20 protein-coding genes, 1 pseudogene and 1 riboswitch are annotated in these 25,974 nt (G+C 70.1%); of the genes and pseudogenes, 13 read left to right on the forward strand and 8 right to left on the reverse strand.

What is annotated here, in order from left to right:
• Nucleotides 1-109 precede the first annotated feature (109 nt).
• The 10 genes and pseudogenes from clsA (at nt 110) to SSP24_RS23140 (ending at nt 10,588) form a co-directional block, all read left to right on the forward strand.
• Complete coding sequence (clsA, locus tag SSP24_RS23095; protein ID WP_121895728.1) at nt 110-718, forward strand: cardiolipin synthase ClsA; 609 nt, start codon at nt 110-112, stop codon at nt 716-718.
• A 114-nt stretch (nt 719-832) separates the two neighbouring features.
• Complete coding sequence (locus tag SSP24_RS23100; RefSeq protein ID WP_141311598.1) at nt 833-3,328, forward strand: mannose-1-phosphate guanyltransferase; 2,496 nt, start codon at nt 833-835, stop codon at nt 3,326-3,328.
• 106 nt (nt 3,329-3,434) lie between these two features.
• Nucleotides 3,435-4,352 carry a DUF881 domain-containing protein gene (locus SSP24_RS23105; RefSeq protein WP_229866291.1) on the forward strand — a complete coding sequence of 306 codons (918 nt, stop codon included), beginning with the start codon at nt 3,435-3,437 and terminating at the stop codon, nt 4,350-4,352.
• Nucleotides 4,349-4,681: a small basic family protein gene (locus SSP24_RS23110; RefSeq protein WP_030808725.1), complete on the forward strand. Its 333-nt coding sequence runs from the start codon at nt 4,349-4,351 to the stop codon at nt 4,679-4,681. Before SSP24_RS23105 ends, SSP24_RS23110 begins: the two co-directional genes overlap by 4 nt.
• Before the next feature lie 5 nt (nt 4,682-4,686).
• Nucleotides 4,687-5,544 (forward strand): DUF881 domain-containing protein, encoded by an 858-nt coding sequence (locus SSP24_RS23115; RefSeq protein ID WP_141311600.1) that lies wholly within the window; start codon nt 4,687-4,689, stop codon nt 5,542-5,544.
• A gap of 61 nt (nt 5,545-5,605) precedes the next feature.
• Complete coding sequence (locus tag SSP24_RS23120) at nt 5,606-6,565, forward strand: zinc-ribbon and FHA domain-containing protein (RefSeq protein WP_141311601.1); 960 nt, start codon at nt 5,606-5,608, stop codon at nt 6,563-6,565.
• Nucleotides 6,566-6,608: 43 nt separating this feature from the next.
• Nucleotides 6,609-7,352: a transcriptional regulator FtsR gene (gene ftsR / locus SSP24_RS23125; protein WP_141311602.1), complete on the forward strand. Its 744-nt coding sequence runs from the start codon at nt 6,609-6,611 to the stop codon at nt 7,350-7,352.
• A gap of 300 nt (nt 7,353-7,652) precedes the next feature.
• Nucleotides 7,653-8,126, forward strand: coding sequence for a bifunctional nuclease family protein (locus tag SSP24_RS23130; RefSeq protein WP_004002801.1), 474 nt, complete (start codon nt 7,653-7,655; stop codon nt 8,124-8,126).
• 261 nt (nt 8,127-8,387) lie between these two features.
• The gene (locus SSP24_RS23135; RefSeq protein WP_141311603.1) at nt 8,388-9,071 is read left to right on the forward strand and encodes a MerR family transcriptional regulator; all 684 of its coding nucleotides are present in this window, start codon (nt 8,388-8,390) and stop codon (nt 9,069-9,071) included.
• Nucleotides 9,072-9,149: 78 nt separating this feature from the next.
• A pseudogene (locus SSP24_RS23140) lies at nt 9,150-10,588 on the forward strand (DNA polymerase IV).
• On the opposite strand, the gene SSP24_RS23145 reads toward SSP24_RS23140, so the two are convergent.
• Nucleotides 10,510-10,881, reverse strand: coding sequence for a PRC-barrel domain-containing protein (locus tag SSP24_RS23145; RefSeq protein ID WP_174864695.1), 372 nt, complete (start codon nt 10,879-10,881; stop codon nt 10,510-10,512). The pseudogene SSP24_RS23140 and the gene SSP24_RS23145 sit on opposite strands and share 79 nt — an antisense overlap.
• 114 nt (nt 10,882-10,995) lie before the next feature.
• A riboswitch (glycine riboswitch) is annotated at nt 10,996-11,091 on the forward strand.
• A 175-nt stretch (nt 11,092-11,266) separates the two neighbouring features.
• Here SSP24_RS23145 and gcvP point away from each other — a divergent pair.
• Nucleotides 11,267-14,152: an aminomethyl-transferring glycine dehydrogenase gene (gcvP, locus tag SSP24_RS23150; protein ID WP_141311606.1), complete on the forward strand. Its 2,886-nt coding sequence runs from the start codon at nt 11,267-11,269 to the stop codon at nt 14,150-14,152.
• A 67-nt stretch (nt 14,153-14,219) separates the two neighbouring features.
• Here the strand turns inward: gcvP and SSP24_RS23155 are convergent, their stop codons facing one another.
• From SSP24_RS23155 to SSP24_RS23175, 4 genes are all read right to left on the reverse strand, one after another.
• A complete protein-coding gene (locus tag SSP24_RS23155; RefSeq protein WP_141311607.1) occupies nt 14,220-15,311 on the reverse strand; it encodes an ABC transporter ATP-binding protein in 1,092 nt (363 codons plus the stop codon).
• Nucleotides 15,312-16,005: 694 nt separating this feature from the next.
• Nucleotides 16,006-16,779, reverse strand: a complete 774-nt coding sequence (locus tag SSP24_RS23165) for an ABC transporter permease (protein ID WP_141311619.1) — start codon at nt 16,777-16,779, stop codon at nt 16,006-16,008.
• A 56-nt stretch (nt 16,780-16,835) separates the two neighbouring features.
• Entirely contained in the window at nt 16,836-17,636 is an 801-nt protein-coding gene (gene modA / locus SSP24_RS23170; RefSeq protein WP_141311609.1) for a molybdate ABC transporter substrate-binding protein, read from the reverse strand.
• 136 nt (nt 17,637-17,772) lie between these two features.
• A complete protein-coding gene (locus SSP24_RS23175) occupies nt 17,773-18,168 on the reverse strand; it encodes a TOBE domain-containing protein (RefSeq protein WP_141311610.1) in 396 nt (131 codons plus the stop codon).
• 117 nt (nt 18,169-18,285) lie between these two features.
• Here SSP24_RS23175 and SSP24_RS23180 point away from each other — a divergent pair, with 117 nt between their 5' ends.
• Entirely contained in the window at nt 18,286-18,858 is a 573-nt protein-coding gene (locus SSP24_RS23180) for a DUF1707 SHOCT-like domain-containing protein (RefSeq protein WP_141311611.1), read from the forward strand.
• A 40-nt stretch (nt 18,859-18,898) separates the two neighbouring features.
• On the opposite strand, the gene SSP24_RS23185 is transcribed toward SSP24_RS23180, so the two are convergent.
• Together SSP24_RS23185 and SSP24_RS23190 are read right to left on the reverse strand one after the other, a co-directional pair.
• Nucleotides 18,899-20,854: an APC family permease gene (locus SSP24_RS23185; RefSeq protein ID WP_141311612.1), complete on the reverse strand. Its 1,956-nt coding sequence runs from the start codon at nt 20,852-20,854 to the stop codon at nt 18,899-18,901.
• A gap of 431 nt (nt 20,855-21,285) precedes the next feature.
• On the reverse strand, nt 21,286-22,095 hold the full coding sequence (locus SSP24_RS23190; RefSeq protein WP_141311620.1) for an SDR family NAD(P)-dependent oxidoreductase: 810 nt from the start codon (nt 22,093-22,095) through the stop codon (nt 21,286-21,288).
• Between the two features lie 491 nt (nt 22,096-22,586).
• On the opposite strand from SSP24_RS23190, the gene SSP24_RS23195 reads away from it, so the two are divergent.
• Entirely contained in the window at nt 22,587-25,088 is a 2,502-nt protein-coding gene (locus SSP24_RS23195) for an ATP-binding protein (RefSeq protein WP_141311613.1), read from the forward strand.
• A gap of 212 nt (nt 25,089-25,300) precedes the next feature.
• Here the strand turns inward: SSP24_RS23195 and SSP24_RS23200 are convergent, their stop codons facing one another.
• Entirely contained in the window at nt 25,301-25,858 is a 558-nt protein-coding gene (locus SSP24_RS23200; RefSeq protein WP_141311614.1) for a hypothetical protein, read from the reverse strand.
• Between the last annotated feature and the right edge of the window lie 116 nt (nt 25,859-25,974).

Raw genomic sequence — 25,974 nt, forward strand, 5'->3', positions numbered from 1 at the left:
TACCTTTTGAGCTCCGGCTCTTGGGCACATGGCCCAGGGGCCGGAGCTTTTTTGCGTTGAGGTAAGGTCAGGGGGCACCATTGGCTCGTTTTCGACAGGAGGCCCCCGGTTGGAGGTCCAGGAGACCCGCGTTCAGACGGACCGGGTCCTCACCATCCCGAACATCCTCAGCATGGCTCGGCTCGTCGGCGTACCCCTCTTCCTGTGGTTGATCCTCAGGCCCGAGTTCGGGGGACCGAAGAGTGACGGCTGGGCGCTGCTCGTGCTGGCTCTGAGCGGGATCAGTGACTACCTGGACGGCAAACTCGCGCGGCGCTGGAACCAGATCAGCAGCCTCGGCCGGCTCCTTGATCCCGCCGCGGACCGGCTCTACATCCTCTCGACCCTGGTCGGGCTCACCTGGCGTGAGATTCTGCCCCTATGGTTGACCGCTGTACTGCTGGCGCGAGAACTGGTTCTGCTGGTGATGGTGGGCATCCTCAGGCGCCACGGCTATCCGCCGCCGCAGGTGAACTTCCTCGGCAAGGCCGCCACCTTCAACCTGATGTACGCGTTCCCGCTGCTGTTGCTCAGTGACGGAAGCGGATGGATCTCGTCACTCGCTGCTATTTTCGGATGGGCGTTCGCCGGATGGGGTACAACCCTCTATTGGTGGGCAGGAGTCCTCTACGTGGTACAAGTCCGCCGTCTGGTTCGGGCGGACACCATGGCCGATTGAGCTCGCCGATTGTGCTTCCGTAGCGGTGCGATGGCCCGCGAGGGAAAAGTGCGGGACAATTCGGACGGGTGAAGTCGGCTAGACCGTCGTCTCTTCGAGGAGGACGCTTCCGACATGAAGGCCGTCGTGATGGCCGGTGGCGAAGGCACACGCCTTCGCCCCATGACCTCAAGCATGCCCAAGCCGCTCCTGCCGGTGGCCAACCGGCCGATCATGGAGCACGTTCTGCGGCTGCTCAAAAGGCATGGGCTCAACGAGACCGTCGTAACTGTCCAGTTCCTTGCCTCGCTGGTCAAGAACTACTTCGGTGACGGCGAAGAGCTCGGAATGGAGCTCACCTATGCCAACGAGGAGAAGCCACTCGGTACCGCCGGCAGTGTCAAGAACGCTGAGGAGGCGTTGAAGGACGACACGTTCCTGGTCATCTCCGGTGATGCCCTGACCGACTTCGACCTCACCGAACTGATCAACTTCCACAAGGAAAAGGGCGCGCTGGTCACGGTCTGTCTGACCCGTGTCCCGAACCCCTTGGAATTCGGCATCACGATCGTCGACGAAGAGGGCAAGGTCGAGCGGTTCCTGGAGAAGCCGACCTGGGGCCAGGTCTTCTCGGACACCGTGAACACCGGTATCTACGTCATGGAGCCCGAGGTCTTCGACTATGTCGAGGCCGATGTGCCCGTCGACTGGTCCGGCGATGTCTTCCCGCAGCTTATGAAGGAGGGCAAGCTGGTCTACGGCTATGTCGCCGAGGGCTACTGGGAGGACGTCGGCACGCACGAGAGCTATGTGAAGGCGCAGGCCGATGTCCTGGAGGGCAAGGTCGACGTCGAGATCGACGGCTTCGAGATCTCCCCGGGCGTGTGGGTGGCCGAGGGAGCGGAAGTGCATCCCGATGCGGTGCTTCGAGGGCCGCTCTATATCGGCGACTACGCGAAGGTCGAGGCCGGAGCGGAAATCCGTGAGCACACCGTCGTCGGCTCCAACGTCGTCGTCAAGAGCGGGGCCTTCCTGCACAAGGCCGTTGTGCACGACAACGTGTATGTCGGGCAGCACAGCAATCTGCGGGGCTGTGTCGTCGGGAAGAACACCGACATCATGCGTGCGGCCCGGATCGAGGACGGCGCGGTCATCGGGGATGAGTGCCTGATCGGTGAAGAATCGATCGTTCAGGGCAATGTGCGGGTCTACCCGTTCAAGACCATCGAGGCCGGTGCCTTCGTCAACACCTCGGTCATATGGGAATCGCGGGGGCAGGCCCACCTCTTCGGCGCCCGTGGGGTTTCCGGAATCCTGAACGTCGAGATCACGCCGGAGCTGGCCGTGCGGCTGGCCGGCGCCTACGCGACGACCTTGAAGAAGGGCTCCACCGTCACGACGGCCCGTGACCACTCCCGTGGTGCCCGTGCGCTGAAGCGGGCGGTGATCTCCGCGCTGCAGGCCAGCGCCATCGACGTACGCGATCTGGAAAACGTACCGCTGCCGGTAGCGCGGCAGCAGACCGCTAGGGGCAGTGCCGGCGGGATCATGATCCGGACCACGCCCGGGGTGCCGGATTCCGTGGACATCATGTTCTTCGACGGGCAGGGTGCCGATCTTTCGCAGGCGAGTCAGCGGAAGTTGGACCGGGTGTTCGCGCGTCAGGAGTACCGGCGGGCGTTCCCGGGTGAGATCGGGGATCTGCATTTCCCGGCCAGCGTTTTCGACTCGTACACCGGGTCCCTGTTGCGGAATGTCGACACCACGGGGATCGCCGAGTCGGGGCTGAAGGTCGTCGTCGACGCGTCGAACGGAAGCGCGGGGCTGGTGTTGCCCAGTCTGCTCGGGAAGCTGGGTGTGGATTCGCTGACGATCAATCCCGGTCTGGACGAGTCCAGGCCGACGGAGTCGGCGGATGCCCGGCGGTCGGGGCTGGTGCGGCTGGGAGAGATCGTGGCGTCCGCGCGGGCCGCGTTCGGTGTGCGGTTCGATCCCGTTGGCGAGCGGCTTTCGCTGGTCGACGAGAAGGGGCGGATCGTCGAGGACGACCGGGCGCTGCTCGTGATGCTCGACCTGGTCGCCGCGGAGCGTCGCAGCGGGCGGGTCGCGCTGCCGGTGACCACGACGAGGATCGCCGAGCAGGTCGCGGCGTACCACGGCACCCAGGTCGAGTGGACCACCACCTCGCCCGACGATCTGACCCGGGTCGGCCACGACGAGTCGACGATCTTCGGTGGTGACGGCAAGGGCGGCTTCATCGTCCCGGAGTTCAGCAGTGTCTTCGACGGTACGGCGGCTTTCGTGCGGTTGATCGGGCTGGTGGCGCGGACGCAGCTCACGCTGAGCCAGATCGACGCGCGTATTCCGCGGGCGCACGTCCTCAAGCGGGATCTGGCGACTCCTTGGGCCGTCAAGGGACTGGTGATGCGGCGGGTCGTCGAGGCGGCCGGAGATCGCGACGTGGACACCACGGACGGGGTGCGCGTGGTCGAGGCCGACGGGCGCTGGGTGATGGTGCTGCCCGACCCGGCCGAGGCGGTCACCCACCTGTGGGCGGAGGGGCCGGACGACGCATCCGCGCAGGCCCTGCTCGACGAGTGGTCGGCGGTCGTGGACAGCGCCGGCCGGTAAAGCAGCTGCACGCGCGCGTGCCGGACAAGTGTCCCCAAGGGGGCCTGTCCGGCACGCCGGTGGGGCCATTCGGAGGTAGCGGGCGCGACGTGCGACGATGTGCGGCATGCCGCAGCAGCCCCCCGTTCGGAGCACTCCTCCGCGCCCCTCGCGCCCGGACGCGTCCATGTCGCTGCTCACCAACGTCATGGATCACAGCCTCGACGACGGCTATGCCGAGGCGGCGGCCCGTAAGAAGGCCGCGGGCGCCGGGGGCCTGCCCAAGACCCTCAGGGCGAAGCTCGGTCTCGCCGCAGGCCTGGTGCTCGCGGCTCTGGTCGTGACCGTCGGCGCGGCACAGGCGCGCGTGGCGGCGCCGGTCGTCGCCAAGGAGCGCGAGGAGCTCATCGACCGGATCGACCGGGAGACCGCGGCGGCGGACGAGCTGGAGAGCACCATCGACAAGCTGCGGGACGATGTGAGTGCCCGGCAGCGGGAGGCGCTCAAGCAGAGTGGCGGCGGTGACCAGGCCGAACTGGTCGGCATCCTGTCCGGTGCCTCGGAAGTGCACGGGCCCGGTGTGAAGTTGGTCGTGAACGACGCCGAGGAGGCCGCCGCCGGCGGGGACAGCGACCCGCGTGGGACGAGTGGCTTCTCCGACACGGGGCGGGTACGCGACCGGGACATGCAGCGCGTGGTGAACGGGCTGTGGGAGTCGGGCGCCGAGGCCGTCTCCATCAACGGGCAGCGGCTGACGGCGTTGTCCGCGATCAGGGCCGCGGGCGACGCGATACTGGTCGACAACAGGCCGCTGGTGCCGCCGTACACCGTGCTCGCGGTGGGGGACGGCGATGCGTTGAGCTCGAAGTTCCAGAACAGCGCGGACGGGCTGTATCTGCATGCCCTGCAGGAGAACTTCGGCATCCGGACGAGCATCTCCGTGGAGGGGGACCTCCGGTTGCCGGCCGCGCCCAGTGTGATCGTTCGCACAGCACAGCCGATAACCGAGTCAGCACAGCAGAGAACTGAGAAAGGCACATCGTGATCGCCGTACTGGGCCTCGTCGTGGGAGTCGTGGCCGGCCTGTTGGTCCGGCCCGAGGTTCCGGCGGTTGTCGAGCCTTATCTGCCGATCGCCGTGGTGGCGGCCCTCGATGCCGTCTTCGGAGGATTGCGGGCCATGCTCGACGGCATCTTCGACGACAAGGTCTTCGTGGTGTCGTTCCTGTCGAACGTGGTCGTCGCCGCGCTGATCGTGTTCCTGGGCGACGAATTGGGCGTCGGTGCCCAGCTGTCCACCGGTGTCGTGGTCGTCCTCGGCATCCGGATCTTCTCCAATGCCGCGGCCATCCGCCGGCACGTGTTCCGGGCGTGAGGCCGATGAGCGACCAGGACCAGAAGACGGACGCGAACCCGCTGCGCAAGGAACTGCCCGAAGAGGTGCAGGCCGAAGCCACGCCGACCGAGGGAACCGCGGAGCGCGTGCACAGCGCCGAGGAGGAGGCCCAGCCGGAGGTCACCGGGCGGCAGCGGCTCGTGAACGGGCTGTGGCCGCCGCGGGTCACCCGGGCCCAACTCATCGTCGCTCTACTGCTGTTCGGGCTCGGCTTTGGCCTCGCCGTGCAGGTCGCGTCGAACAGTGATGGCGACAGTGCCCTGCGGGGCGCCCGGCAGGAGGATCTTGTGCGGATCCTCGATGAACTGGACGACCGTACTCAGCGTCTTGAGGACGAGAAGCAGGGTCTCGAAAAGCAGCGGGACGAACTGGAGAACAGCTCGAACCAGGCCGAGGAGGCCCGGCGGCAGACGATCGAGAAGGAACGGCAACTCGGCGTGCTGGCGGGCACGGTGGCGGCACAGGGGCCCGGCATCACGATGACCATCGACGACACGAAGGGGACGGTCGAGGCGGACATGTTGCTCGACGCGATCCAGGAGCTGCGCGCGGCCGGCGCGGAGGCGATCCAGGTGAACGGCGTGCGGGTTGTCGCGAGTACCTACCTGACGGACTCCGGGCAAAGTGTGAGCGTCGACGGGAACAAGATCAACGCTCCCTATCGTTTCAAGGTCATCGGCAAGCCGCAGGACCTCGAACCGGCGCTCAACATCCCAGGAGGCGTGGTGCAGACGCTTGAGAAGGAGCAGGCCGGCGTGACCCTTGAGCGATCGGACAAGATCGTCGTGGACGCCTTGCGAGCGGCGAAGCGACCTGACTACGCTCGGTCGTCCTCCCAGTGAACCGGGGGTGCATGGGGGACGTCCGGGGAGGGCATGAGGTTGCGGGGGGTCGACGCACCGAATGGGTGGTGCGTGGTGGAAACTGTCTGGTGGTTACGGACGTTGTGAGGATGTCCGGGTCGGCCAGAGTGTGCAGTCAGGGTTCGTCCTGCCCCACGGGCGGGTCTGTTTCGGTCAAGGGGAATCGCCCGTGAAGTTGTTTGCGAAGTTGTTCGGCAAGAGCGCGCGAGAAGGCAGCGGCAACGCGACCGCTCGCCATCGCGCACAGCCTGACGCGGAGGGCCAGCGCCCGCTGTTCCGGGACCAGGTCGCTGGTCCGGGCGGTGACATTTCCGGTGGTCAGGGCGCGCCGTCGGTTGACCCTGCCCAGGCCGGCGGCATAGGTTTCGGGCAACCGTCAACCTCAAGTACGGGTGGAGGGTTCCCCGCCGACCCGTACGCGTCCCACGCCCCTGCGGGGCAGCCGCGGCAGGAGGATCCATCCATGTCGGCCCTGGTCTGTACGAGGTGCGGTAACCGCAACGCGGAAAGCAGCCGTTTCTGTTCCAACTGCGGTGCGCCGCTGCGGGCGGGGGTGGCGGCCGAGCGTCCGTCGGAGACGACCTCCACGATCTCCATCAGTGGCCTTGAGGCGTACGACGCCGAGGCCACCGGGCAGACGCCGCTGCCGATGCTGACTCCCGAGGCCCAGGCCGCGGTGGACGCGCTGCCGCTGGGATCCGCGCTGCTGGTGGTGCGCCGGGGGCCGAACTCGGGCAGCCGTTTCCTGCTGGACAGCGACCTGACCACGGCCGGGCGTCATCCGCAGAGCGACATCTTCCTGGACGACGTGACGGTCTCGCGCCGCCATGTGGAGTTCCGGCGCAGCCCGGACGGGTCGTTCACAGTGGCCGACGTGGGCAGCCTGAACGGCACGTACGTCAACCGCGAGCGGATCGACCAGGTCGCTCTGTCCAACGGTGACGAGGTGCAGATCGGCAAGTACCGGCTGGTCTTCTACGCGAGCCGGCAGGGCATCTGACCCTCCTCCGGAATCAGTCCGGAGGGACTCCGAGGGAAGGTCCATGCGTCACACACCGAGCGGCGGTGCCGGGTACGGTGCCGCCGCCGCGGGCAGCGGGCTGATGAGTATCGGCACGGTGTTGAACGTGCTGCGTGAGGAGTTTCCCGAGGTCACGATCTCCAAGATCCGTTTCTTGGAGTCGGAGGGGCTGATCGAGCCGCAGCGGACGCCTTCCGGGTATCGCAAGTTCAGCGCGGATGACGTCGAGCGGCTCGGGCATGTGCTGCGGATGCAGCGTGACCACTATCTGCCGCTCAAGGTGATCCGTGAGCACCTTGAGGCGATGGAGCGCGGGGAGCAGGTGCGGCTGCCGACGCTGGGCCGACAGCGTGACGGTGAGGCCGTGCCTGCCGTCGAGGCCTCCGACGGGCCGACGGCGGCGCGGATCGGGCGTGCCGAGTTGCTGGCGGCGGCCGGAATCGGTGAGCAGGAACTCGTCGAGTGGGAGTCGTATGGGCTGGTCACACCCGTGGCGGACGGGGTGTACGACGCGGAGGCGGTCACCGTGGCGGCGCTCGTCGTCGAGCTGGGGCGGTTCGGGATCGAGCCACGGCACCTGAGGGCGATGAAGGCTGCGGCTGATCGTGAGGCGGGGCTCGTGGACCAGGTGGTGGCACCTCTGAAACGGCACCGGAATCCGCAGACGAGGGCGCATGCGGAGGCGCGGACGAAGGAGCTGGCCGGGCTCACGGTGAAGCTGCATGCGGCGTTGGTGCAGAGTGCCCTTGGCGTGCGGTTGCCCTGAGCGGGGGTGCATGTACCTGGGGCTGAGGGGAGCGGGCGTGAGGCTGACCCGATCTGCGGCTGGGGAGGGCTTCAGGTGGACCTGAGAGACGGTGCGCGCCTCTGGGGGCCTGCGGAGCTCCGAACCGGCTGGTGGCGGCTGGGTGCGTGTCTGAGCAGGGCTGTCGGGGTTCATGAGCGGCTGCGGTCCGTTGCGGCGGGGGCAAGGGGCACCGCGGGTTGGGGGCCTGCGGCGGCCGGATCCCGTGGTCGATCGTGGCCCGACTACCCAAACGTCCCGGGCACGGCCTAGGGTTGCTGTGTGAACGAGCTCGATGTCGTAGGTGTCCGGGTCGAAATGCCCTCCAACCAACCGATCGTGCTCCTGCGTGAAGTGGGAGGCGACCGTTACCTCCCCATCTGGATCGGGCCGGGGGAGGCGACGGCGATCGCCTTCGCCCAGCAGGGCATGGCCCCCGCGCGACCGCTGACCCACGACCTGTTCAAGGACGTGCTGGAAGCCGTTGGCCAGGAGCTCACCGAAGTACGCATCACGGACCTGCGTGAAGGCGTCTTCTACGCCGAGCTGGTCTTCGCCAGCGGCGTCGAGGTGAGCGCCCGTCCGTCCGATGCCATAGCGCTTGCCCTGCGCACCGGCACGCCGATCTACGGCAGTGACGGGGTGCTCGACGACGCCGGTATCGCGATCCCCGACGAGCAGGAGGACGAGGTGGAGAAGTTCCGGGAGTTCCTCGACCAGATCTCCCCCGAGGACTTCGGCACCAGCAGCCAGTGAGACGTGGCCGGCCCGGGCGGACGTACGGTCCGCGGCGGGTCGGTGCGTGCCGGGTGGCGGTCCGTGCCCCGGCACGTGCCAGTGGCGAGTGAGAGCGTCCGGCGGCTTCCCGTCAGAGCATTCGGCTAGCCTTTCCCCGCGGTTGGGTGCGGGAAACCACTCTTAGGGTGATTATCACTCGGCGTGCCGAGTGTGGCGATCGTTGACGCACCCTTGGTGACTGCCTACCGTCGAGAAGGCAGGTCAAGGACGGAGGTCGGCGTGAGAAGCAGCGGCGACGGTACGGCTGGGGGTGCCCCCGGACGCAGTTTCGGGGAAAGCGGTCCGTACCCTCCCCCGAGCTCTCGGCTCCGCCCGAGTGGGGGGTACGCCCCGCACGGCAGGGCGAGCGATCACGCTGCGCAGCGACCGACGGCCGTTCCCGGCGGCGGAGGGGCGGCGCCCATGGCGTCCGAGGAGATCGGATACCGCGGACCGACGGCCTGTGCGGCCGCCGGCATTACTTATCGGCAACTGGACTACTGGGCCCGCACCGGGCTCGTCGAGCCGAGCGTGCGGCCTGCCTACGGGTCCGGGACGCAGCGTCTGTACAGCTTCCGGGACGTCGTCGTCCTGAAGATCGTCAAGCGGTTCCTGGACACCGGGGTGTCGCTGCAGAACATCCGCACCACCGTCCAGCACCTGCGGGAGCGTGGCTTCCGCGATCTGGAGCGGATGACGCTGATGAGCGACGGCGCCACTGTCTACGAGTGCACCTCGCCCGACGAGGTCCACGCGTTGCTCCAGGGCGGCCAGGGCATCTTCGGGATCGCCGTCGGCGTGGTGTGGCGGGACGTGGAGAGCGCCCTGTCACAGCTGCACGGCGAGCGTATCGACACCGGTGAGACGCTCGTCGGGCACAACCCGGCGGACGAGCTGGCGCGGCGGCGCAACCGGGCCGTCTGAGGCCCTTTGCGGGCCCTTCGCACAGCTGTCCGGTGGTTGCGGGGGGCATTGTCAGTGGCGTGAGGCAGCATCGGACATGTGAGAACCGCGCCCACGATCCTGCATCTCGACATGGATGCCTTCTTCGCATCGGTGGAGCAGGCATCCAAGCCGAGCCTGCGCGGAAAAGCCGTGATCGTGGGTGGGCTCGGGCCGCGCGGGGTGGTGGCGACCTGCTCGTATGAGGCCCGGGTGTTCGGCGTGCATTCGGCGATGCCCATGGCCCAGGCGCGCCGGCTCGCGCCGAACGCCGCGTATCTGGTGCCGCGCTTCGGGTTCTACCGGACGATCAGTGAGCAGGTGATGGGCCTGCTGCGGGCGCTGTCGCCGCTGGTGGAGCCGCTGAGCCTGGACGAGGCGTTCGTGGACCTGGAGGCCGGTGGGGCGGCCTGGGACCGGGAGTCGGCGCGGCTGGTGGGGGTCAAGCTGCGGGCCGACATCCGGGCCGTCACCGGCCTCACCGGATCCGTCGGGCTCGCCGCCTCCAAGATGCTTGCGAAGATCGCCTCCGAGCAGGCCAAGCCGGACGGGCTGGTGCTGATCGAGCCGGGCACCGAGCGGGCACTGCTCGGGCCGATGCCGGTGCGGACGCTGCCGGGAGTGGGGCCCGCGACGGGCGACCACCTGCGGCGGGCCGGGATCACCACGGTCGAGGAGATCGCCGAGGCGGGCGAGGACGAGCTCGTACGGCTGCTGGGGAAGGCGCACGGGCACGCGCTGTACGCGATGGCGCTGGCCCACGACGACCGGCCGGTGGTGGCCGAGCGGGAGACGAAGTCCGTGTCGGTCGAGGACACCTACGACGTGGACATCCACGACCGCCTCCGGGTCGGTCTCGAGGTGCAGCGGCTCGCGGACCGGTGTGTGCGGCGGCTGCGCGGGGCCGGGCTGTCGGGGCGGACGATCGTACTGAAGGTGCGGCGGTACGACTTCTCGACGCTGACCCGGTCCGAGACGTTGCGTGGGCCCACGGACGATCCGGCGGTGGTGCGGGAGGCCGCGGCGCGGCTGCTGGAGTCCGTGGACACGACAGGGGGTGTGCGGCTGCTGGGAGTGGGGGTCAGCGGGCTGGCCGACTACACGCAGGAGGATCTGTTCGCGCAGGCGGCGGGGGAGCGGGTCGAGGGGTTGGCGGAGGACGTGGCGGACGAGCCCGTGCGGGAGGAGGCCGGGCCCGCAGAGCGGCGGTGGGCTGCCGGGATCGATGTGCGGCACGCCGAGTACGGGCACGGGTGGGTGCAGGGCAGTGGGCTGGGGAGGGTGACCGTGCGGTTCGAGACGCCCGACTCCGAGCCCGGGCGGGTACGGACCTTCCGGATCGACGATCCCGCGCTGGAGCCGGCGGATCCGCTGCCGCTGGTGGCGCGAAGACCCGAGCTGCAGGGCTGAGCCCTCCGGGTCACGTCTCGTCCGAGCCGGCGAGCCTGCCGAAGTCGCGGTCCGGGAGCGCGGGCGGAGCGGCCACGTCGAGGCCGTAGTGGTGGTAGAGCTGGAGTTCCTGCTCCGGGGACAGGTGGCGGCCGACGCCGAAGTCGGGGGCGTCCTTGATCAGGGCGCGCTCGAAGGGGACGTGCAGGCTGCCGTCGACCAGGTCACTGGGCTCCAGGGGGACGAAGGCGTCCCTGCTGAACAGGCCGGTACGTATGGCGGCCCACTCCGGAACGCCGGTCGCGTCGTCGAGGTAGACCTCGTCGATGGTGCCGATCTTGGTGCCGTTGCGGTCGAAGGCCTTGCGGCCGATCAGGTTGCGCGGATCGATGTCGGTCTGCACGGGCCCTCCACTTGCTCGCACCTCATCCGTAAGCACTACGAAAGAGCACATTGCGGAACGCGGCCACTCGAAGGCCCGGGCGTTGACCTCGCTGGTAGTCTGACAAGCGGCTGCTGACCCCGTGCGGGAGAGCTCTCCGGACACCACCGGAGGCGCCGAAGGAGCAAATCCTCCCCGGAATCTCTCAGGCCCACGTACCGCACGGACGAGGTCACTCTGGAAAGCAGGGCGGGTGTCACGGCTTCCGCTCTCACCGACGGTGCAAGCCGGGCGTCCTCGGGCGGCCGGTGAAGCTCTCAGGTTGAGATGACAGAGGGGGAGGCCGTCGGGGCACCCGTGCCGTGGTGCCCCTCGAAGGTCGCGTCAGACCAGGAGGCCTCCGCAAATGACCGCCCAGCGCATTCCGCTCTCCGAGCTCGAACAGGGCACGCCCTTCGAGCAGCGCCACATCGGGCCCGACCAGGAGGCGCGGGCGAAGATGCTCGCGCAGGTCGGCTACGGCTCGCTCGACGAGCTCACCGCCGCCGCGGTACCGGATGTGATCAAGAACGCAGACGCCCTGGACCTGCCGGGCGCGCGCACCGAGGCCGAGGTGCTGCGCGAGCTGCGCTCCCTCGCCGACGGCAACCAGGTCCTGAGCTCCATGATCGGGATCGGGTACTACGGGACGTTCACTCCGCCCGTCATCCTGCGCAACGTCATGGAGAACCCGGCCTGGTACACGGCCTACACCCCGTACCAGCCGGAGATCTCGCAGGGCCGGCTGGAGGCGCTGCTGAACTTCCAGACCGTGGTCGCCGACCTCACCGGGCTGCCGACCTCCGGTGCCTCGCTGCTCGACGAGGGCACGGCGGCCGCCGAGGCGATGGCGCTGTCCCGGCGCATGGGCAAGAACAAGAAGGGCCTGTTCCTGGTCGACGCGGACGTGCTGCCGCAGACCATCGCCGTGATCCAGACCCGCGCCGAGCCGACGGAGGTCGAGGTCGTCGTCGCCGACCTCAGCGAGGGCATCCCGGCCGAGCTCGCCGAGCGTGAGATCAACGGCGTGCTGATCCAGTACCCGGGCGCCTCCGGGGCCGTACGCGACATCAAGCCGGTCATCGACCAGGCACACGAACTGGGCGCACTCGTCACCGTCGCTGCCGACCTGCTGGCGCTGACGCTGCTGAAGTCGCCGGGTGAGCTGGGCGCGGACATCGCGGTCGGTACGACGCAGCGCTTCGGTGTGCCGATGGGCTTCGGTGGGCCGCACGCCGGCTACATGGCGGTGCAGGAGAAGTTCGCGCGCAGCCTGCCCGGGCGGCTCGTTGGCGTGTCGGTCGACGCCGACGGCAACAAGGCCTACCGGCTCGCGCTGCAGACGCGTGAGCAGCACATCCGGCGGGAGAAGGCGACCAGCAACATCTGCACCGCACAGGTGCTGCTCGCGGTGATGGCCGGGATGTACGCCGTGTACCACGGGCCCGAGGGGCTCAAGGGCATCGCGCGGCGCACGCACCGGTACGCCGCGATCCTCGCCGCGGGCCTGCGCGACGGCGGCGTCGAGATCGTCCACGGCGCCTACTTCGACACCGTCACCGCGCGAGTGCCGGGGCGGGCGGCCGAGGTCGTCGCCGCTGCCCGGGAGAACGGTGTCAACCTGCGGCTCGTGGACGCCGACCACGTCTCCATGGCCTGTGACGAGACCACCGCGCGGGCCGAAATCGCCGCCGTGTGGGGGGCGTTCGGGGTCGAGGGTGACATCGAGGCGCTGGACGGTGTCACCGAGGACGCGCTGCCGGGCGGGTTGCTGCGCACCGACGACTACCTGGCCCACCCGGTCTTCCACCAGCACCGCTCCGAGACCGCGATGCTGCGCTACCTGCGCCGGCTGGCCGACCGCGACTACGCGCTCGACCGGGGCATGATCCCGCTGGGCTCCTGCACGATGAAGCTCAACGCCACCACGGAGATGGAGCCGGTCACCTGGCCCGAGTTCGGGCAGCTGCATCCCTTCGCGCCCGCCGAGCAGGCCCAGGGGTATCTGACGCTCATTCGTGAGCTGGAGGAACGTCTCGCCGAGGTCACCGGGTACGACAAGGTGTCGTTGCAGCCCAACGCCGGGTCACAGGGTGAGCTGGCCGGGCTGCTCGCTGTGCGCGGGTACCACCGGGCGAACGGCGACGAGCAGCGCACCGTGTGTCTGATCCCGTCGTCCGCGCACGGTACGAACGCCGCGAGTGCCGTCATGGCGGGCATGAAGGTGGTCGTCGTGAAGACCGCCGAGGACGGGGAGATCGACGTCGCGGACCTGCGGGCGAAGATCGAGCAGTACCGCGACGAGCTGGCGGTGCTGATGATCACGTACCCCTCCACGCACGGTGTGTTCGAGGAGCATGTCGCCGAGATCTGCGCTCAGGTGCACGACGCCGGCGGGCAGGTCTACGTCGACGGGGCCAACCTCAACGCCCTGGTCGGGCTTGCCAAGCCGGGGCACTTCGGGGGTGACGTCTCCCACCTCAACCTGCACAAGACGTTCTGCATCCCGCACGGCGGAGGTGGGCCGGGCGTCGGTCCCGTGGCCGTACGGTCGCATCTGGCGCCGTATCTGCCGAACCACCCGATGCAGCCTGCGGCCGGGCCGGAGACCGGGGTCGGGCCGATCTCGGCCGCGCCGTGGGGATCGGCGGGGATTCTGCCGATCTCGTGGGCCTATGTGCGGCTCATGGGGGGCGAGGGGCTGAAGCGGGCCACGCAGGTGGCCGTGCTGAGCGCCAACTACATCGCCAAGCGGCTGGAGCCGCACTACCCGGTGCTGTACACCGGTCCGGGTGGGCTGGTCGCGCACGAGTGCATCATCGATCTGCGGCCGTTGACCAAGGCGACGGGTGTGAGTGTCGATGACGTGGCCAAGCGGCTGATCGACTACGGGTTCCACGCGCCGACGATGTCGTTCCCGGTGGCGGGGACGCTGATGATCGAGCCGACCGAGTCCGAGGATCTGACCGAACTCGACCGGTTCTGCGAGGCGATGATCGCGATTCGGGCGGAGATCGAGAAGGTCGGGGCGGGGGAGTGGCCGGCCGATGACAATCCGCTGCGGAACGCTCCGCACACCGCGGCCGTGTTGGGTGGTGAGTGGAAGCACGCGTACTCGCGTGACGAGGCCGTCTTCCCGGACGGGGTGTCGGTCGCCGACAAGTACTGGCCGCCGGTGCGGCGGATCGACCAGGCGTTCGGGGATCGGAACCTGGTGTGTTCCTGCCCGCCGTTGGACGCCTACGAGGACTGAGGCGCCGTAGGCGGGTGGACGAGGGCTCCCTTTGTGGGGGCCCTCGTTGTGTTTGACGCGGGGTGTCTCAGGCGGGGTAGGCGTGTGTCTGGGTGGCCTTGACCGTGGCCCAGACGGGGGCGCCGGGGTGCAGGTCGAGTTCGGCGGCGGCGACTGTGGTGAGGTCGGCGGTGAGGGGGAGTTCGCCGGAGAGGGCGGCGCGGATCTGGTCGCCGTGGGTTTCCAGGCCAGCGACCTCGCAGCGCCAGAGGTTGCGGGCGCTGGAGGTGGTGGGGCGGTCGCGGTAGAGGGTGACCGCGCTTGGGGGGAAGGCGACGAAGACGGGGCCCTTGAGGTCTTCGGTGGTGGTGAGAGTGGGGCCGGCTTCGAGGTGCACGGTGTGGCCCTCGGCGGTGCCCTTGTAGAGGTTGAGGCCGACGAGTTGGGCCACGTAGTCGGTGCGGGGGCGGCGGGCGATCTCGGAGGGGGTGCCTTCCTGGACGACGCTGCCGTGCTCGATGACGATCAGGCGGTCCGCCAGGACCATGGCGTCCAGGGGATCGTGGGTGACGAGTACGGCCACTGCCTCGAAGTCGGCCAGATGGCGGCGGAGTTGGGCGCGGACCTCCAGGCGGGTGCGGGCGTCGAGGGCGGCGAGTGGTTCGTCGAGGAGGAGGAGCCGGGGGTGGGTGGCCAGGGCGCGGGCCAGAGCTACGCGTTGGGCCTGGCCGCCGGAGAGGTGGCGGGGCTTGGTGGAGGCGTGGTCGGTCAGGCCCATGCGGGCCAGCCACTCGGCTGCCTGGGCGCGGGCCTGGGGCTTGGTGGCGCCGTGGCAGCGGGGCCCGAAGGCGACGTTGTCCAGGGCGGTGAGGTGAGGGAAGAGGAGGTAGTCCTGGAATACGACGCCTACTGGGCGGGATTCGGGGGGTGTGCGGTGGAGGTCGGTGCCGTCCAGGTGGAGGTGGCCGGCGGCTAGGGGGGTGAGGCCGGCGAGGGCGCGGAGGGCGGTGGTTTTGCCTGCGCCGTTGGGGCCGAGGAGGGCTAGTACTTCGCCGGGGGTGGCGGTGACCGTGATGTCCAGGCGGAAGGGGGTGTGGTCGACGACCAGGTGGGCTTGGAGGCCCTCGGGGGCGAGGTGTGTTGGGGATGTGGTGGGTGGTTTGGCGTCGACGTTGGTCATGGGGTGAGTCCTGGGGTGGGGATTCTGAGGCCGGATTGGGGTGGGCCGGGCGTGGTGCCGACGGCGGGTTGGGACGCTCGCCCGCGCTGGCGGGGTGCCGCTGCGCCCACCCGTGCCGCCCCAGCGACACGACTGCCCGCAGCTACGGCGGCTGCTGTGCGTGCTCGTGTCGGCCCGGCGGTGTGACTGCCCGCGGGAGCGGTGGTTGCTGTGTGCGCTCGTGTCGGCTCAGCGGTGCGCCTGCCCGCGGCTACGGCGGTTGCTGCGCCCGCCCGTGCTGCCCCGGCGGTGCGACTGCCCGCGGGAGCGGTGGTTGCTGTGTGCGCTCGTGTCGGCTCAGCGGTGCCACTGCCCGTGGCTGCGGCCGTTGCTGTGTGCGCTTGTGTCGGCCTGGCGGTGTGACTGTCCGTGGCTGCGTGGGTGTACGGCATGGGCGTTGGGGTGGCTGGGGCGGGTGCGGGTGGCTGTGGTTGCGGGGCTGGCGGTGGGTGGTGGGGCGCTCGCCTGCGCTGGCGGGGTGCCGCTGCGCCCGCCCGTGCCGCGCCAGCGGTACGACTGCCCGCAGCTGCGGCGGTTCCTGTGTGCGCTCGCGTCGGCTCAGCGGTGCGACTGCCCGCGGCTGAGGTGGTTGCTGTGTGCGCTCGTGTCGGCCCGGCGGCACGACTGTCCGCAGCAGCTGCGGTGGTTGTGAGGGTCATGAGGGGGTCATCCAGCGGTCTCGTAGGGCTGCCAGTACCGTGATTGAGACCGTGAGGAGGACCAGGCTCAGGGCGATTGCGGCTGCTGGGTCGTTCTGGAGGGCCAGGTAGACCGCCAGGGGCATGGTTTGGGTGCGGTCGGGGAAGTTGCCGGCGAAGGTGATCGTGGCGCCGAATTCGCCGAGGGCGCGGGCCCAGGCCAGGACCGCGCCCGCTGCGATGCCGGGGGCGATCAGGGGCAGGGTGACGCGGCGGAACGCCGTGAAGCGGGACGCGCCCAAAGTCATGGCCGCCTCCTCGTAGCGGGGGTCGGCGGCGCGCAAGGTGCCCTCGACGCTGATGACCAGGAACGGCATCGCCACGAACGTCTCCGCGATCACGACACCCGTCGTGGTGAACGGCAGGGTGATGCCGAACCACGCGTCCAACCACTGCCCGACCACCCCGTTGCGGCCCAGCGCGAGGAGGAGGGCCACGCCGCCGACCACCGGCGGCAGGACCAGCGGCAGGGTCACCAGGGCGCGGACCAGGCCGCGGCCGGGAAACTCCGTGCGGGCCAGCAGCCAGGCCAGCGGGACGCCGAGGATCAGGCTCAGCGCGGTCGCCGCCGTGGCGCAGACCAGGGAGAGCCGGAGGGCCTGCCAGACCCCGGGGCTGGTGAGCTGGTCGGGCAGGGTGCTCCACGGCGTGCGGATGAGGAGGGCTATGAGCGGGAGGAGCAGGAACGCCAGGCCCAGCAGGGCGGGGACGAGGAGGGGGAGCGGTACCATGCGCGGGCGCCCGTTCGTGCGGGTGCGCCCGGCCTTGAGGGTGTCGGCGGGGCTGGTCACGGGGTGAGGAACCCGGCCTCGGTGAGCACCTTCTGGCCGTCGGCCGACTTCACCAGGTCGATGAAGGCCTGCGCCGCCTCAGCGTTGGGTGCGTCCTTGAGCAGGGCGATCGGGTAGTCGTTGATGGCGTCGGCCGACTCGGGGAAGTCGACGCCCGTCACCTTGTCGCCGGCGGCCCGCACATCGGTCTTGTAGACGACAGCGGCGTCGGCCTCCTTCAGCTCGACCTTCGTCAGGGCGCCCTTGACGTCCTGCTCGTAGGAGACCGGCGTGAGTTCGAGCTTGCTCGCGTCCAGGGCCTTCTTCGCGGCGGCGCCGCACGGCACGGACTCGTCGCACAGGACGGCCTTCAGGCCGGACCCGGTGAGGTCCTTGAGGGAGGAGATCTTGTCGGGGTTGCCCGGCAGGGTGGCGATCTCCAGCTGGTTGCGGACGAAGGTGGTGGGTGTGCCGGACGTGCCGCCGGCGTCCGTGACGATCTTCATCGTCTTGGGGCTGGCCGCCGCGAAGACGTCCGCCGGGGCGCCGCCCGTGATGCTCGCGGCGAGGGAGTCGCTGCCGCCGAAGCTGAAGGTGACCTTCGTCCCTGGGTACTGCCGCTCGAACTGCGTGCCCAGCTTCGTGAAGCTCTCCTCCAGGGATGCGGCGGCGAAGACGGTGACCGTGCCCGACACCTGCGGCGATGCGGAGGAGCCCGTGTCGGACGCGGAGGAGCAGGCGGTCAGGGCGAGCAGCAGGGCGGCTCCCGCGCCGGCCGCCCGAAGGGTCCGGTGGGTCCGGCGTGTGGAACGGGTCATCACGGAACGACTCCTCGGCTCGGGCTCTTCCGATGCGCCGATCATACTGGCGCAGATGCCAGGTGGAAGTCTGCTGTGGCATTGCATGAGCGGGAGGAGAGGGGGATGGATGATCGTATGTGCGAGGTTCGGGGGTTCAGACGCGGTCGATGTGTACGTTCGTCGACTTCACGCGGGCCGTGGCCTCCATGCCGACCTCCAGGCCCAGTTCCTCGACGGCCTCGCGGGTCAGCAGGGAGACCAGGCGGTGCGGGCCGGCCTGGATCTCGACCTGGGCGGCGACATCGCCGAGCTTGATCGCGGTCACGATGCCGGGGAAGGCGTTGCGGGCCGAGGTGTACGGATGCTCCTCCTCGCCGCTGCCCGTCCTGGCGAGTTCGACGGAGAACGCGGCCAGGTCCCGGCCGTCGATGAGGCGCCGTCCGCTCTCGTCGCGGTGCGTGGCCACCCGGCCCGCGTCCGCCCAGCGGCGTGCGGTGTCGGGACTGACGCCGAGCAGCCGCGCGGCCTGGCCGATCGTGTAGGAGTGCATGCCGGTCACGATAGGGCGGCAACGCGGGGTGGCGGACGTGGGGTTGGCCGTTGGGTATAACGCGATATAACGTCAGTTCGTGACGGGTGGCCGCTGATGAGTGATCGGGGTGAGGGTGTGTCGGCTCAGCTTCTGCGTGGGGACGCGTCGTCCGGGGTGAGGGCCTCGCATGCGGACCGGGACCGGGTGGTGGAGGTGCTGACCGCTGCCGCGGCGGACGGGCGGCTGACCGCCGAGGAGCTGGACGAGCGGGTGGGGGCCGCGTTGTCCGCGCGGACGATGGGGGATCTGGCCGTGCTGACCGGCGATCTGCCCGTCGCGACCGAGGCGAAGGACGTCGTCCGTATCGAACAGCAGGGCGGATCGGTGGTGCGGGAGGGCGAGTGGGCGGTGCCCCGGCTCCTGCAGGTCAAGTCGTCGTGGGGCGACGTGACGCTCGACTTCACGCGGGCGGTGATCTCGTACGACACTCTGCGCGTCGATGTCGACATGCTGGGCGGCGCGCTGCGGCTGGTGACCCGGCCGGGGGTCGTGGTGGAGACGGACTCGCTCATAACCAACTACGCCAAGATCAAGACGCGCGGGTCGGGTGAGTCCGACGCGCCGGTGCTGCTGCGCGTGGAGGTGTGCGGCCGGCTCAGCTACGGGCGGGTGGTGACGCGGGCTGCGCGGCGGGGGTTTCGGCGCTGACGTACACCGTTGGGCGCCGGCGCACCTCCGGCGGCGACCCTCACCCCGTATGCACCCGCGGCCGTCGGGCCACGTCCGGTTCCGCCTCGCGCAGGACCTCCCGGGTGACCGGGGCGATCTCGCCCTGGCCGAAGAGGAAGAACCGCAGGAAGTTGGCGAAGGGGTCGCCCTCGGTCCACTCGAAGTAGATGTGCGGGACGCGACCGGTGGTGTCGCGGACGTGCAGGAGCAGCGCGGCCAGCGCGTTGGAGATGGAGGAGGACTCCAGGGTCAGGACCCGGTAACGGTTGTGCATGACCTCGCCGCACACCGTCAGGCCGGACTCGAACTCGGACGGGTCGGTCACCGTCACCTCGACGAAGACGAAATCCTCCGGTCCGGGGACGTCGTTGTCCTGGCGGATCTGCTCGATCTTGGCGCGGTACTCGGCGAGGTCACGGTTGTCGGGCTCGTTCGCGATGAACCGGATCTTGCGGCTGGCGATGTCCCGGACGAACCGTTCCGCCATGGGGTCCAGCGTCACGCTGGTCACCCGGAGTTCGAAGGCGCGGGCCAGCCGGGAGGCCAGGGAGAGGATCATGATGCCCGCGATGAAGCAGGCGCCGATCTTCACACCGTCCGGGCGCTCGATGACGTTCGCGACCGTCGTGTAGACGAACACCGCCGAGATCACCCCGAAGGCGATGGTCCAGTTCCGCTGGCGGGCCTTGCGCGCGGCGATGGTCACCGCGATCGCGGCCGAGCTGATCAGCACCAGCACACCGGTGGCGTACGCGCCGCCCTGCGCGTTGACGTCGGCGTCGAAGATCCAGGTGACCAGGAAGGCCACCAGGGTGAAGACGATGACCATCGGGCGTACCGCCCGCGCCCAGTGCGGGGCCATGCCGTAGCGCGGCAGATAGCGGGGCATCAGGTTGAGCAGGCCCGCCATCGCGGAGGCGCCGGCGAACCACAGGATGGCGATGGTCGACACGTCGTACACCGTGCCGAAGGCGTTGCCGAGGTAGTCGTGCGCCAGATACGCCAGCGCGCGGCCGTTGGCCTGGCCGCCCTCCTCGAACTCGGCCGCCGGGATGAGCAGGGTGGTGATGAAGCTGGTGGCGATCAGGAAGCAGCTCATGATCAGAGCGGCGGCGGTGAGCAGCTTCTTGGTGCCGCGGATCCGGCCCTTGGGGTGCTCCTCGGTGTCGCCCATGTCGCCCTTGACATGGGGCATCACGGCGACGCCCGTCTCGAAGCCGGAGAGGCCGAGGGCGAGTTTTGGGAAGACGATCAGGGCCACGCCGATCATCACGAAGATGTTGCCGTGGTCGGTGGTCAGGGCGTGGGACCAGTCGGTGACGACGTGGCCCTCGGTGGCGATGTGCCAGAGGCCGACCACGACGACCACGGCGTTCAGCGCGAGGTAGCTCGCCACGAGGGCCACCGCGACGCCGATCGCCTCCAGGAAGCCCTTGAGGAACACCGCGCCGAGCAGGGCGATCAGCACCAGGGTGATCAGCATCTGCTGGTCGTGCAGGACCTCGTTCAGCTGCGGGTTCTCGACCAGGTGGGTGGAGGCGTCCGCGGCCGAGAGCGTGATGGTGATGAGGAAGTCGGTGGCGGCGAAGCCGAGCAGGGTGAGGACGAACAGCTTGCCCTTCCAGAAGGTGAGCAGGCGTTCCAGCATCGAGATCGAGCCCTGGCCGTACGGGCTCTCCTCGGCCACTCTCCGGTAGACGGGCAGGGCGCCCGCCAGGGTGACGATCACGAGCACGATGGTCGCGATGGGCGAGAGCAGACCGGCGGCGAGGGCGGCGATGCCGGGCTGGTAGCCGAGGGTGGAGAAGTAGTCGACGCCGGTCAGGCACATCACGCGGTACCAGGGCTGGCCCTCGTGCGCGGGGGCCGGTGCGGCGTGCGGGCCCTGATGGCCGCCCGCCTTGCCCATGTCGGACAGCCCCTCCAGCATCCAGGCGCGCAGGCGACTGGGCGCGGGGTGTTCGGTCGGGGCCATCGACGTGCTCCTGATGTGCGGCTCAGCGTACGTTTTCGGCCATCACGCGGACGGCGTCCCCAGCGTAAGCGGAGAGTGACGCCTGGGCCCGTGGTCGAGGGGGCTCGCGGCGTCAAGCTTGCGTTAAGAGTGACCGGTGGGGGGTGGGCGGCGTATCAAGAGAGCAGCCGTCGGATCGATTTCGACGGCGCTGGGCTGTATGGGGGATGAGGGCTACGGGACTCGGCGATGGACACCGAGTGTCATGTCGTACGTCGTCTCGCGGGCCAGGTGGAGACCCGCCGCCGGGCTGCGTGCCGGGCTCGTGCACGGAATGCGGGTGGGGCCGTCGGTGCGTGGTTCGGCGCTGACCGGGCTTGCTGCCGCGGTTCGCCTTCTGCTTACGCGCTCGGTTGGACATGTACGTCAACTTCCTTTCCACGGATAGCACTTCAAGCGCTGCGGCCGACGAGCAGGTCGGCGAGCTTGTTCAGGCGCTTGACCGTGCGGTCCTCGGTCGCCGCCGGGGCCGGGTCGACGCGCTCGGCGCGGTCGTAGTAGGCGCCGTTGACGATCTCTACGGCGGGGTCGCACAGCCGTACGACGTGAGCGGCACCCTCGGCCGGGGAGACGCCCTCGTGGGCGTATAGCGGGAGCAGGGCCGTGTCGCACACGCCCGGGTGCACGGACACCGCGGTGACGCGCGCGTCGGCGGCGAACACCGTCAGGGCCAGCTGCGACTGGGCGTAGGCGGCGAGCCGGGAGTAGCGGCGGGCGCGGTTCGGGTCGGCCCAGGAGATCGACGCGGTGCGGTGCAGCGAGGAGGAGACGTTGACGACGCGGCCGCCCGGGTCGCTGGTGAGCGCCGGTTCCAGCAGGCAGGTCAGCAGGTAGTGGGCGAGGAAGTTGACCTGGAAGGCGATCTCGTTGCCGTCGGCGGTGATGGTGTGCCGCTCCGGTGCGGCCATGCCCGCGTTGTTGACCAGGACGTCGAGGTGCGGGTGCTCGGCGACGATCCGGTGGGCGAGGGTCTCGACCTCGTCGAGGCGCGCGAAGTCGGCCGCGTACGTGCACAGTTGACCGGCGTCGATGCCCTCGGTGGCGATCAGGCGGTCGGCGGCGGCGCGGGATTCCTCGGCGGTGCGGCCGTGCAGCAGCACGGTGGCGCCGCGCCGGGCGAGTTGCCGTGCGGTCTCCAGACCGATGCCGGAGGTGGCGCCGGTCACCAGGACGGTACGGGAGGAAAGGGAGGTGTCGGACATGTTTCCGTCCAGGGGTGCGGGCACGCGGAAGGGCCCCTTCGTAAGGGGTGGCCAACGTGCGGGGTGTGGGCGAAAGTAGAGGGGCGCCGGACAGGATCACGGCGCCCCTCGGGTCACGGAACGTGCGTCAGGCGGACGCGGGCGTCTCCGGGCAGCGCGGCGCACGACGGAGTGACCGAGGGGGACTCGGCGGTCGGTCGAGCAGGAGCCAGGCGCTGTTCACAGGGTCCATGGAAGCCGTGGCGCACGTTCCGGGCAAGTCGGAAAAGCCTCCTCTGACGGGGTTTTGACGAGCGCATACGTGTCTTTGACGGGCGGGGGACGAGGTTTGACAAGCATGGGGCGAGATTTGACGGGCCTGGGACGCGAGCAGCGTGTGCTGGGCGGGCACGTCCGGAGTTCTGTCAAGGCGGTGTCAACGTCCGCCTGACGGGCGCCAGGGACGTGTCAAGACGCTGACCAACGGGCGTACGCAGCGCTTCGCTGACGAGATGAACGACTTACCGCGCGGACGACTGAAGGTCTACCTCGGGGCCGCTCCAGGGGTCGGCAAGACCTACCGCATGCTCGACGAGGCGCGACGCCGTGCCGCGCGCGGCACGGACGTGGTCGTCGGCTTCGCGGAGTGTCACGGGCGGCCGCGCACCGCGGCGATGCTCGACGGCCTGGAGATCGTGCCGCGCGTCCGGTGTGCCCGGCGTGGTGCGGAGGTCGAGGAGATGGACCTCGCGGCGGTGCTGAAGCGCCGCCCGCAGGTCGTGGTCGTCGACGCGCTCGCCCACACCAATGTGCCCGGCGGGGGCCGCCACGCCAAGCGTCGGCACGACGTCGAGGAACTGCTCGCCGTCGGCATCGACGTCATCACGGCGGTCGACATCCGGCATCTGGAGTCCCTCAAGGACGTGGTGGAGAAGATCACAGGGGTGCCGCAGCACGAGACCGTGCCCGACGACGTCGTCCGCCGGGCCCAGCAGATCGAGCTGGTCGACATCCCGCCCGAGGGGCTGCGCCGCCGCATGGCGCACGGCAACATCTACGCCCCCGAGAAGATCGACGCGGCCCTCGCCCACTACTTCCGGCCCGGAAACCTCAGCGCCCTGCGGCAGCTGGCGCTGCTGTGGGTGGCCGACCGGGTCGACGAGGCCCTGCAGAGCTATCGGGCCGAGCACGGGATAGGGGGCGTGTGGGAGACCCGGGAGCGGGTGGTGGTCGCCCTGACGGGCGGGCCCGAGGGCGACACCCTCATCCGGCGGGCCGCGCGCATCGCCGACCGGTCCGCGGGCGGGGACCTGCTCGCCGTACACGTGGCCCGCAGTGACGGCCTGGCCGCCGGTGTCTCGCACGCCTCCCTCGCCCGGCAGCGCCGACTGGTGGAGGACCTCGGCGGCAGCTACCACTCGCTCGTGGGCGACGACGTCGCCACCGCGTTGGTCGAGTTCGCCCGTGCCGAGAACGCCACTCAGCTGGTCCTCGGCTCCAGTCGGCGCGGACGCCTGGAGCGGTTCCTGACCGGGCTCGGGACGGGGGAGCGGGTGGTCGCCCTGTCCGGGGACATCGACGTCCACCAGGTCACGCACGAGCGGGCCGGGCGCGGTGCCCTGCTGCCGTCCTGGCGCCGCACGCTGTCCCGGGCCCGGCTGATCGCGGGGCCGGTCGCGGGTCTTGTGCTGCCGGTGCTGCTCACCGTGGTCCTCGCCCAGTTGCGCGGCACCTTCAACCTCACCAGTGAGGCACTGCTGTTCCTGCTCGCGGTGGTGGGCGTCGCCTGCATAGGCGGTGTGGTGTCCGCGGTGATCGCGTCCGTCACGGCGTCGCTGCTGCTCAACTACTGGTTCATTCCGCCCGTGGGCCAGTTCACGCTATGCGATCCCAACGCCCTGCTGGCGCTCGGGGTGTTCGCGCTGGTCGCCGCGACCGTGGCCGGGGTCGTCGACCGGTCGCTGCGGCTGTCGCGCCGGGCCGCACGCGCCACCGCCGAGGCGGAGACCATGTCCTCGCTGGCCGGCAGCATCGTGCGCGGCGGGCAGACCATCCCGGCCCTGCTGGAGAGGACGCGAGAGACCTTCGGCGTGGCGTCCGCGGAGCTGGTCGACCGGCCGCCGGACGCGGCGGACGCGGCCACCGTCGTCCCTGCCGGGACCGGTCGCTTCCTGGTGCTGCGCGGCGGCGCCCTGTCGTCGTCCGAGCGGCGGGTGCTCGCCGCGTTCGCCGCGCATGTGGGATCGGCGGTCGAACGGGCCCGGCTGGCCGAGGCCGCCGCCGAGGTCGAACCGGTCCGCGCCGCCGACCGGATGCGTACGGCGCTGCTGCGGGCCGTCGGCCACGACCTGCGCACCCCGCTCGCCGCGGGCTGGGCCGCGGTCACCTCGCTGCGCAGCCGCGACGTGGAGTTCTCGGCCGAGGACCGGGACGAACTCCTCTCCACCGCCGACGAGTCCATGGCCAAGCTCAACCGCCTGGTCGAGAACCTGCTCGACCTCAGCCGCCTGGAAGCGGGCGTGCTCCGGCTGAACTTGCGGCCCACCCCCCTGGAGGAGGTCCTCCCGGCGGCGCTGGCCGACACCCCTGAGGTCGAGGTGGGTGACGTGGAGGAGGTTCCCGCCGTGCTCGCCGATCCGCCGCTGCTTGAGCGGGTGCTCGCCAACCTGGCCGGGAACGCCGCCCGGCACACGCCGCGCGGCGCGAGGGTGCTGGTCACCGCCAGTGTGCTCGCGGGCCGGGTGGAACTGCGGGTCGTGGACCGTGGCCCCGGCCTGCCGGAGGACGGGCGGGAGCGGCTCTTCGAGCCGTTCCAGCGGCTCGGCGACACCGACAACACCACGGGGCTGGGTCTGGGCCTCGCCCTCGCACGGGGACTCACCGAGGCGATGGGCGGCACGCTCACGCCGGAGGACACGCCGGGTGGCGGGCTGACGATGGTGGTCTCCCTGCGGCTCTCCGAGCCGACCGGGCGGGGCGGGGTGGCGAAGCGTACGGGGGCCGGGCTTTTGTGACCGGGTGGGGTGGTGCGGGTGCTCGCATGGCGCGGCTTTTGTGACCGGCGGGGTGCGGTGCCCGCACGGCGCGGCTTTCGTGACCGGCGGTGTGCCGGTGCCCGCACGGCGCGGCTTTCGTGACCGGGCGGGGTGCCGGTGCCTGCACGGCGCGGCCACGGCGCGGCCTACATGACCGGCCGGGTGCCGGTCCCAGCGCCGCTCTCGAAGGCCTACTCCAGCCCCGACACCCTGAACACCGTCCGTGCCGTCTCGCGGTCGATCCGTTCCGACACCCGCCGCAGCGCCGTGGCCCCGCACAGCAGCGACCCGCACGCCTCCGACCGGTGGGCGTCCTCGTCGAGGCGGTGCCACAGTTCGGGGTTGTCCAGGAGGACCCGCGGATCGATCTCGACGCGCTCGCCGAACGCGTCGCGCAGCACCAGCCGTTGGGAGACGCCGTCCAGGCAGCGCACCGACACCAGCAGGTCGGTGCGCACGGTCCGGGTGCGCAGCAGCGAGCGCGATTCCAGCCAGCCCGTGCCCGCCGAGACACGGGGCGGGCACAGCACCACGAAGAGCAGCGCCGCGAGGCCGCACCAGAGGGTGGCCCGCAGCGGGGCGAGCGTGCCGGCGGCCCCGTCGATGAGGAGGAGCAGGGCCAGGAGTACGGCCGCGCAGCGGGCCGCGCTGTACAGGTCCCGCGTCCAGCGGCGGTCGTACGCCTCGGTGCCGGAGTGCCGTTCCGGTGCGCGGGAGAGTCCGTGCCGCACGTCGTCGGGGGGTTCCATGCTGTCGACGCTAGGGACGGACCGAGGCTCGACGACCCCGCTTGACGGGACCCATACGGGCGCTCGGTTGTTTCTTGACGCCCTCGCAGCGCGGCGGTCCGGAGGCGTCCTTCGTA

Origin of the sequence: Streptomyces spinoverrucosus (assembly GCF_006539505.1) — a bacterium.
GTDB classification, from domain to species: Bacteria; Actinomycetota; Actinomycetes; order Streptomycetales; family Streptomycetaceae; genus Streptomyces; species Streptomyces spinoverrucosus.

Coding starts and splice junctions, on each gene's coding strand:
- SSP24_RS23155 (WP_141311607.1), bottom strand. CDS start 15,311: ATGACCAACGTCGACGCCAAACCACCCACCACATCCCCAACACACCTC.
- SSP24_RS23115 (WP_141311600.1), top strand. CDS start 4,687: ATGAGCGACCAGGACCAGAAGACGGACGCGAACCCGCTGCGCAAGGAA.
- SSP24_RS23165 (WP_141311619.1), bottom strand. CDS start 16,779: ATGGTACCGCTCCCCCTCCTCGTCCCCGCCCTGCTGGGCCTGGCGTTC.
- ftsR (WP_141311602.1), top strand. CDS start 6,609: ATGCGTCACACACCGAGCGGCGGTGCCGGGTACGGTGCCGCCGCCGCG.
- SSP24_RS23190 (WP_141311620.1), bottom strand. CDS start 22,095: ATGTCCGACACCTCCCTTTCCTCCCGTACCGTCCTGGTGACCGGCGCC.
- gcvP (WP_141311606.1), top strand. CDS start 11,267: ATGACCGCCCAGCGCATTCCGCTCTCCGAGCTCGAACAGGGCACGCCC.
- SSP24_RS23100 (WP_141311598.1), top strand. CDS start 833: ATGAAGGCCGTCGTGATGGCCGGTGGCGAAGGCACACGCCTTCGCCCC.
- SSP24_RS23200 (WP_141311614.1), bottom strand. CDS start 25,858: ATGGAACCCCCCGACGACGTGCGGCACGGACTCTCCCGCGCACCGGAA.
- SSP24_RS23120 (WP_141311601.1), top strand. CDS start 5,606: ATGGGTGGTGCGTGGTGGAAACTGTCTGGTGGTTACGGACGTTGTGAG.
- SSP24_RS23185 (WP_141311612.1), bottom strand. CDS start 20,854: ATGGCCCCGACCGAACACCCCGCGCCCAGTCGCCTGCGCGCCTGGATG.
- SSP24_RS23195 (WP_141311613.1), top strand. CDS start 22,587: ATGAACGACTTACCGCGCGGACGACTGAAGGTCTACCTCGGGGCCGCT.
- SSP24_RS23105 (WP_229866291.1), top strand. CDS start 3,435: ATGCCGCAGCAGCCCCCCGTTCGGAGCACTCCTCCGCGCCCCTCGCGC.
- SSP24_RS23175 (WP_141311610.1), bottom strand. CDS start 18,168: ATGCACTCCTACACGATCGGCCAGGCCGCGCGGCTGCTCGGCGTCAGT.
- modA (WP_141311609.1), bottom strand. CDS start 17,636: ATGACCCGTTCCACACGCCGGACCCACCGGACCCTTCGGGCGGCCGGC.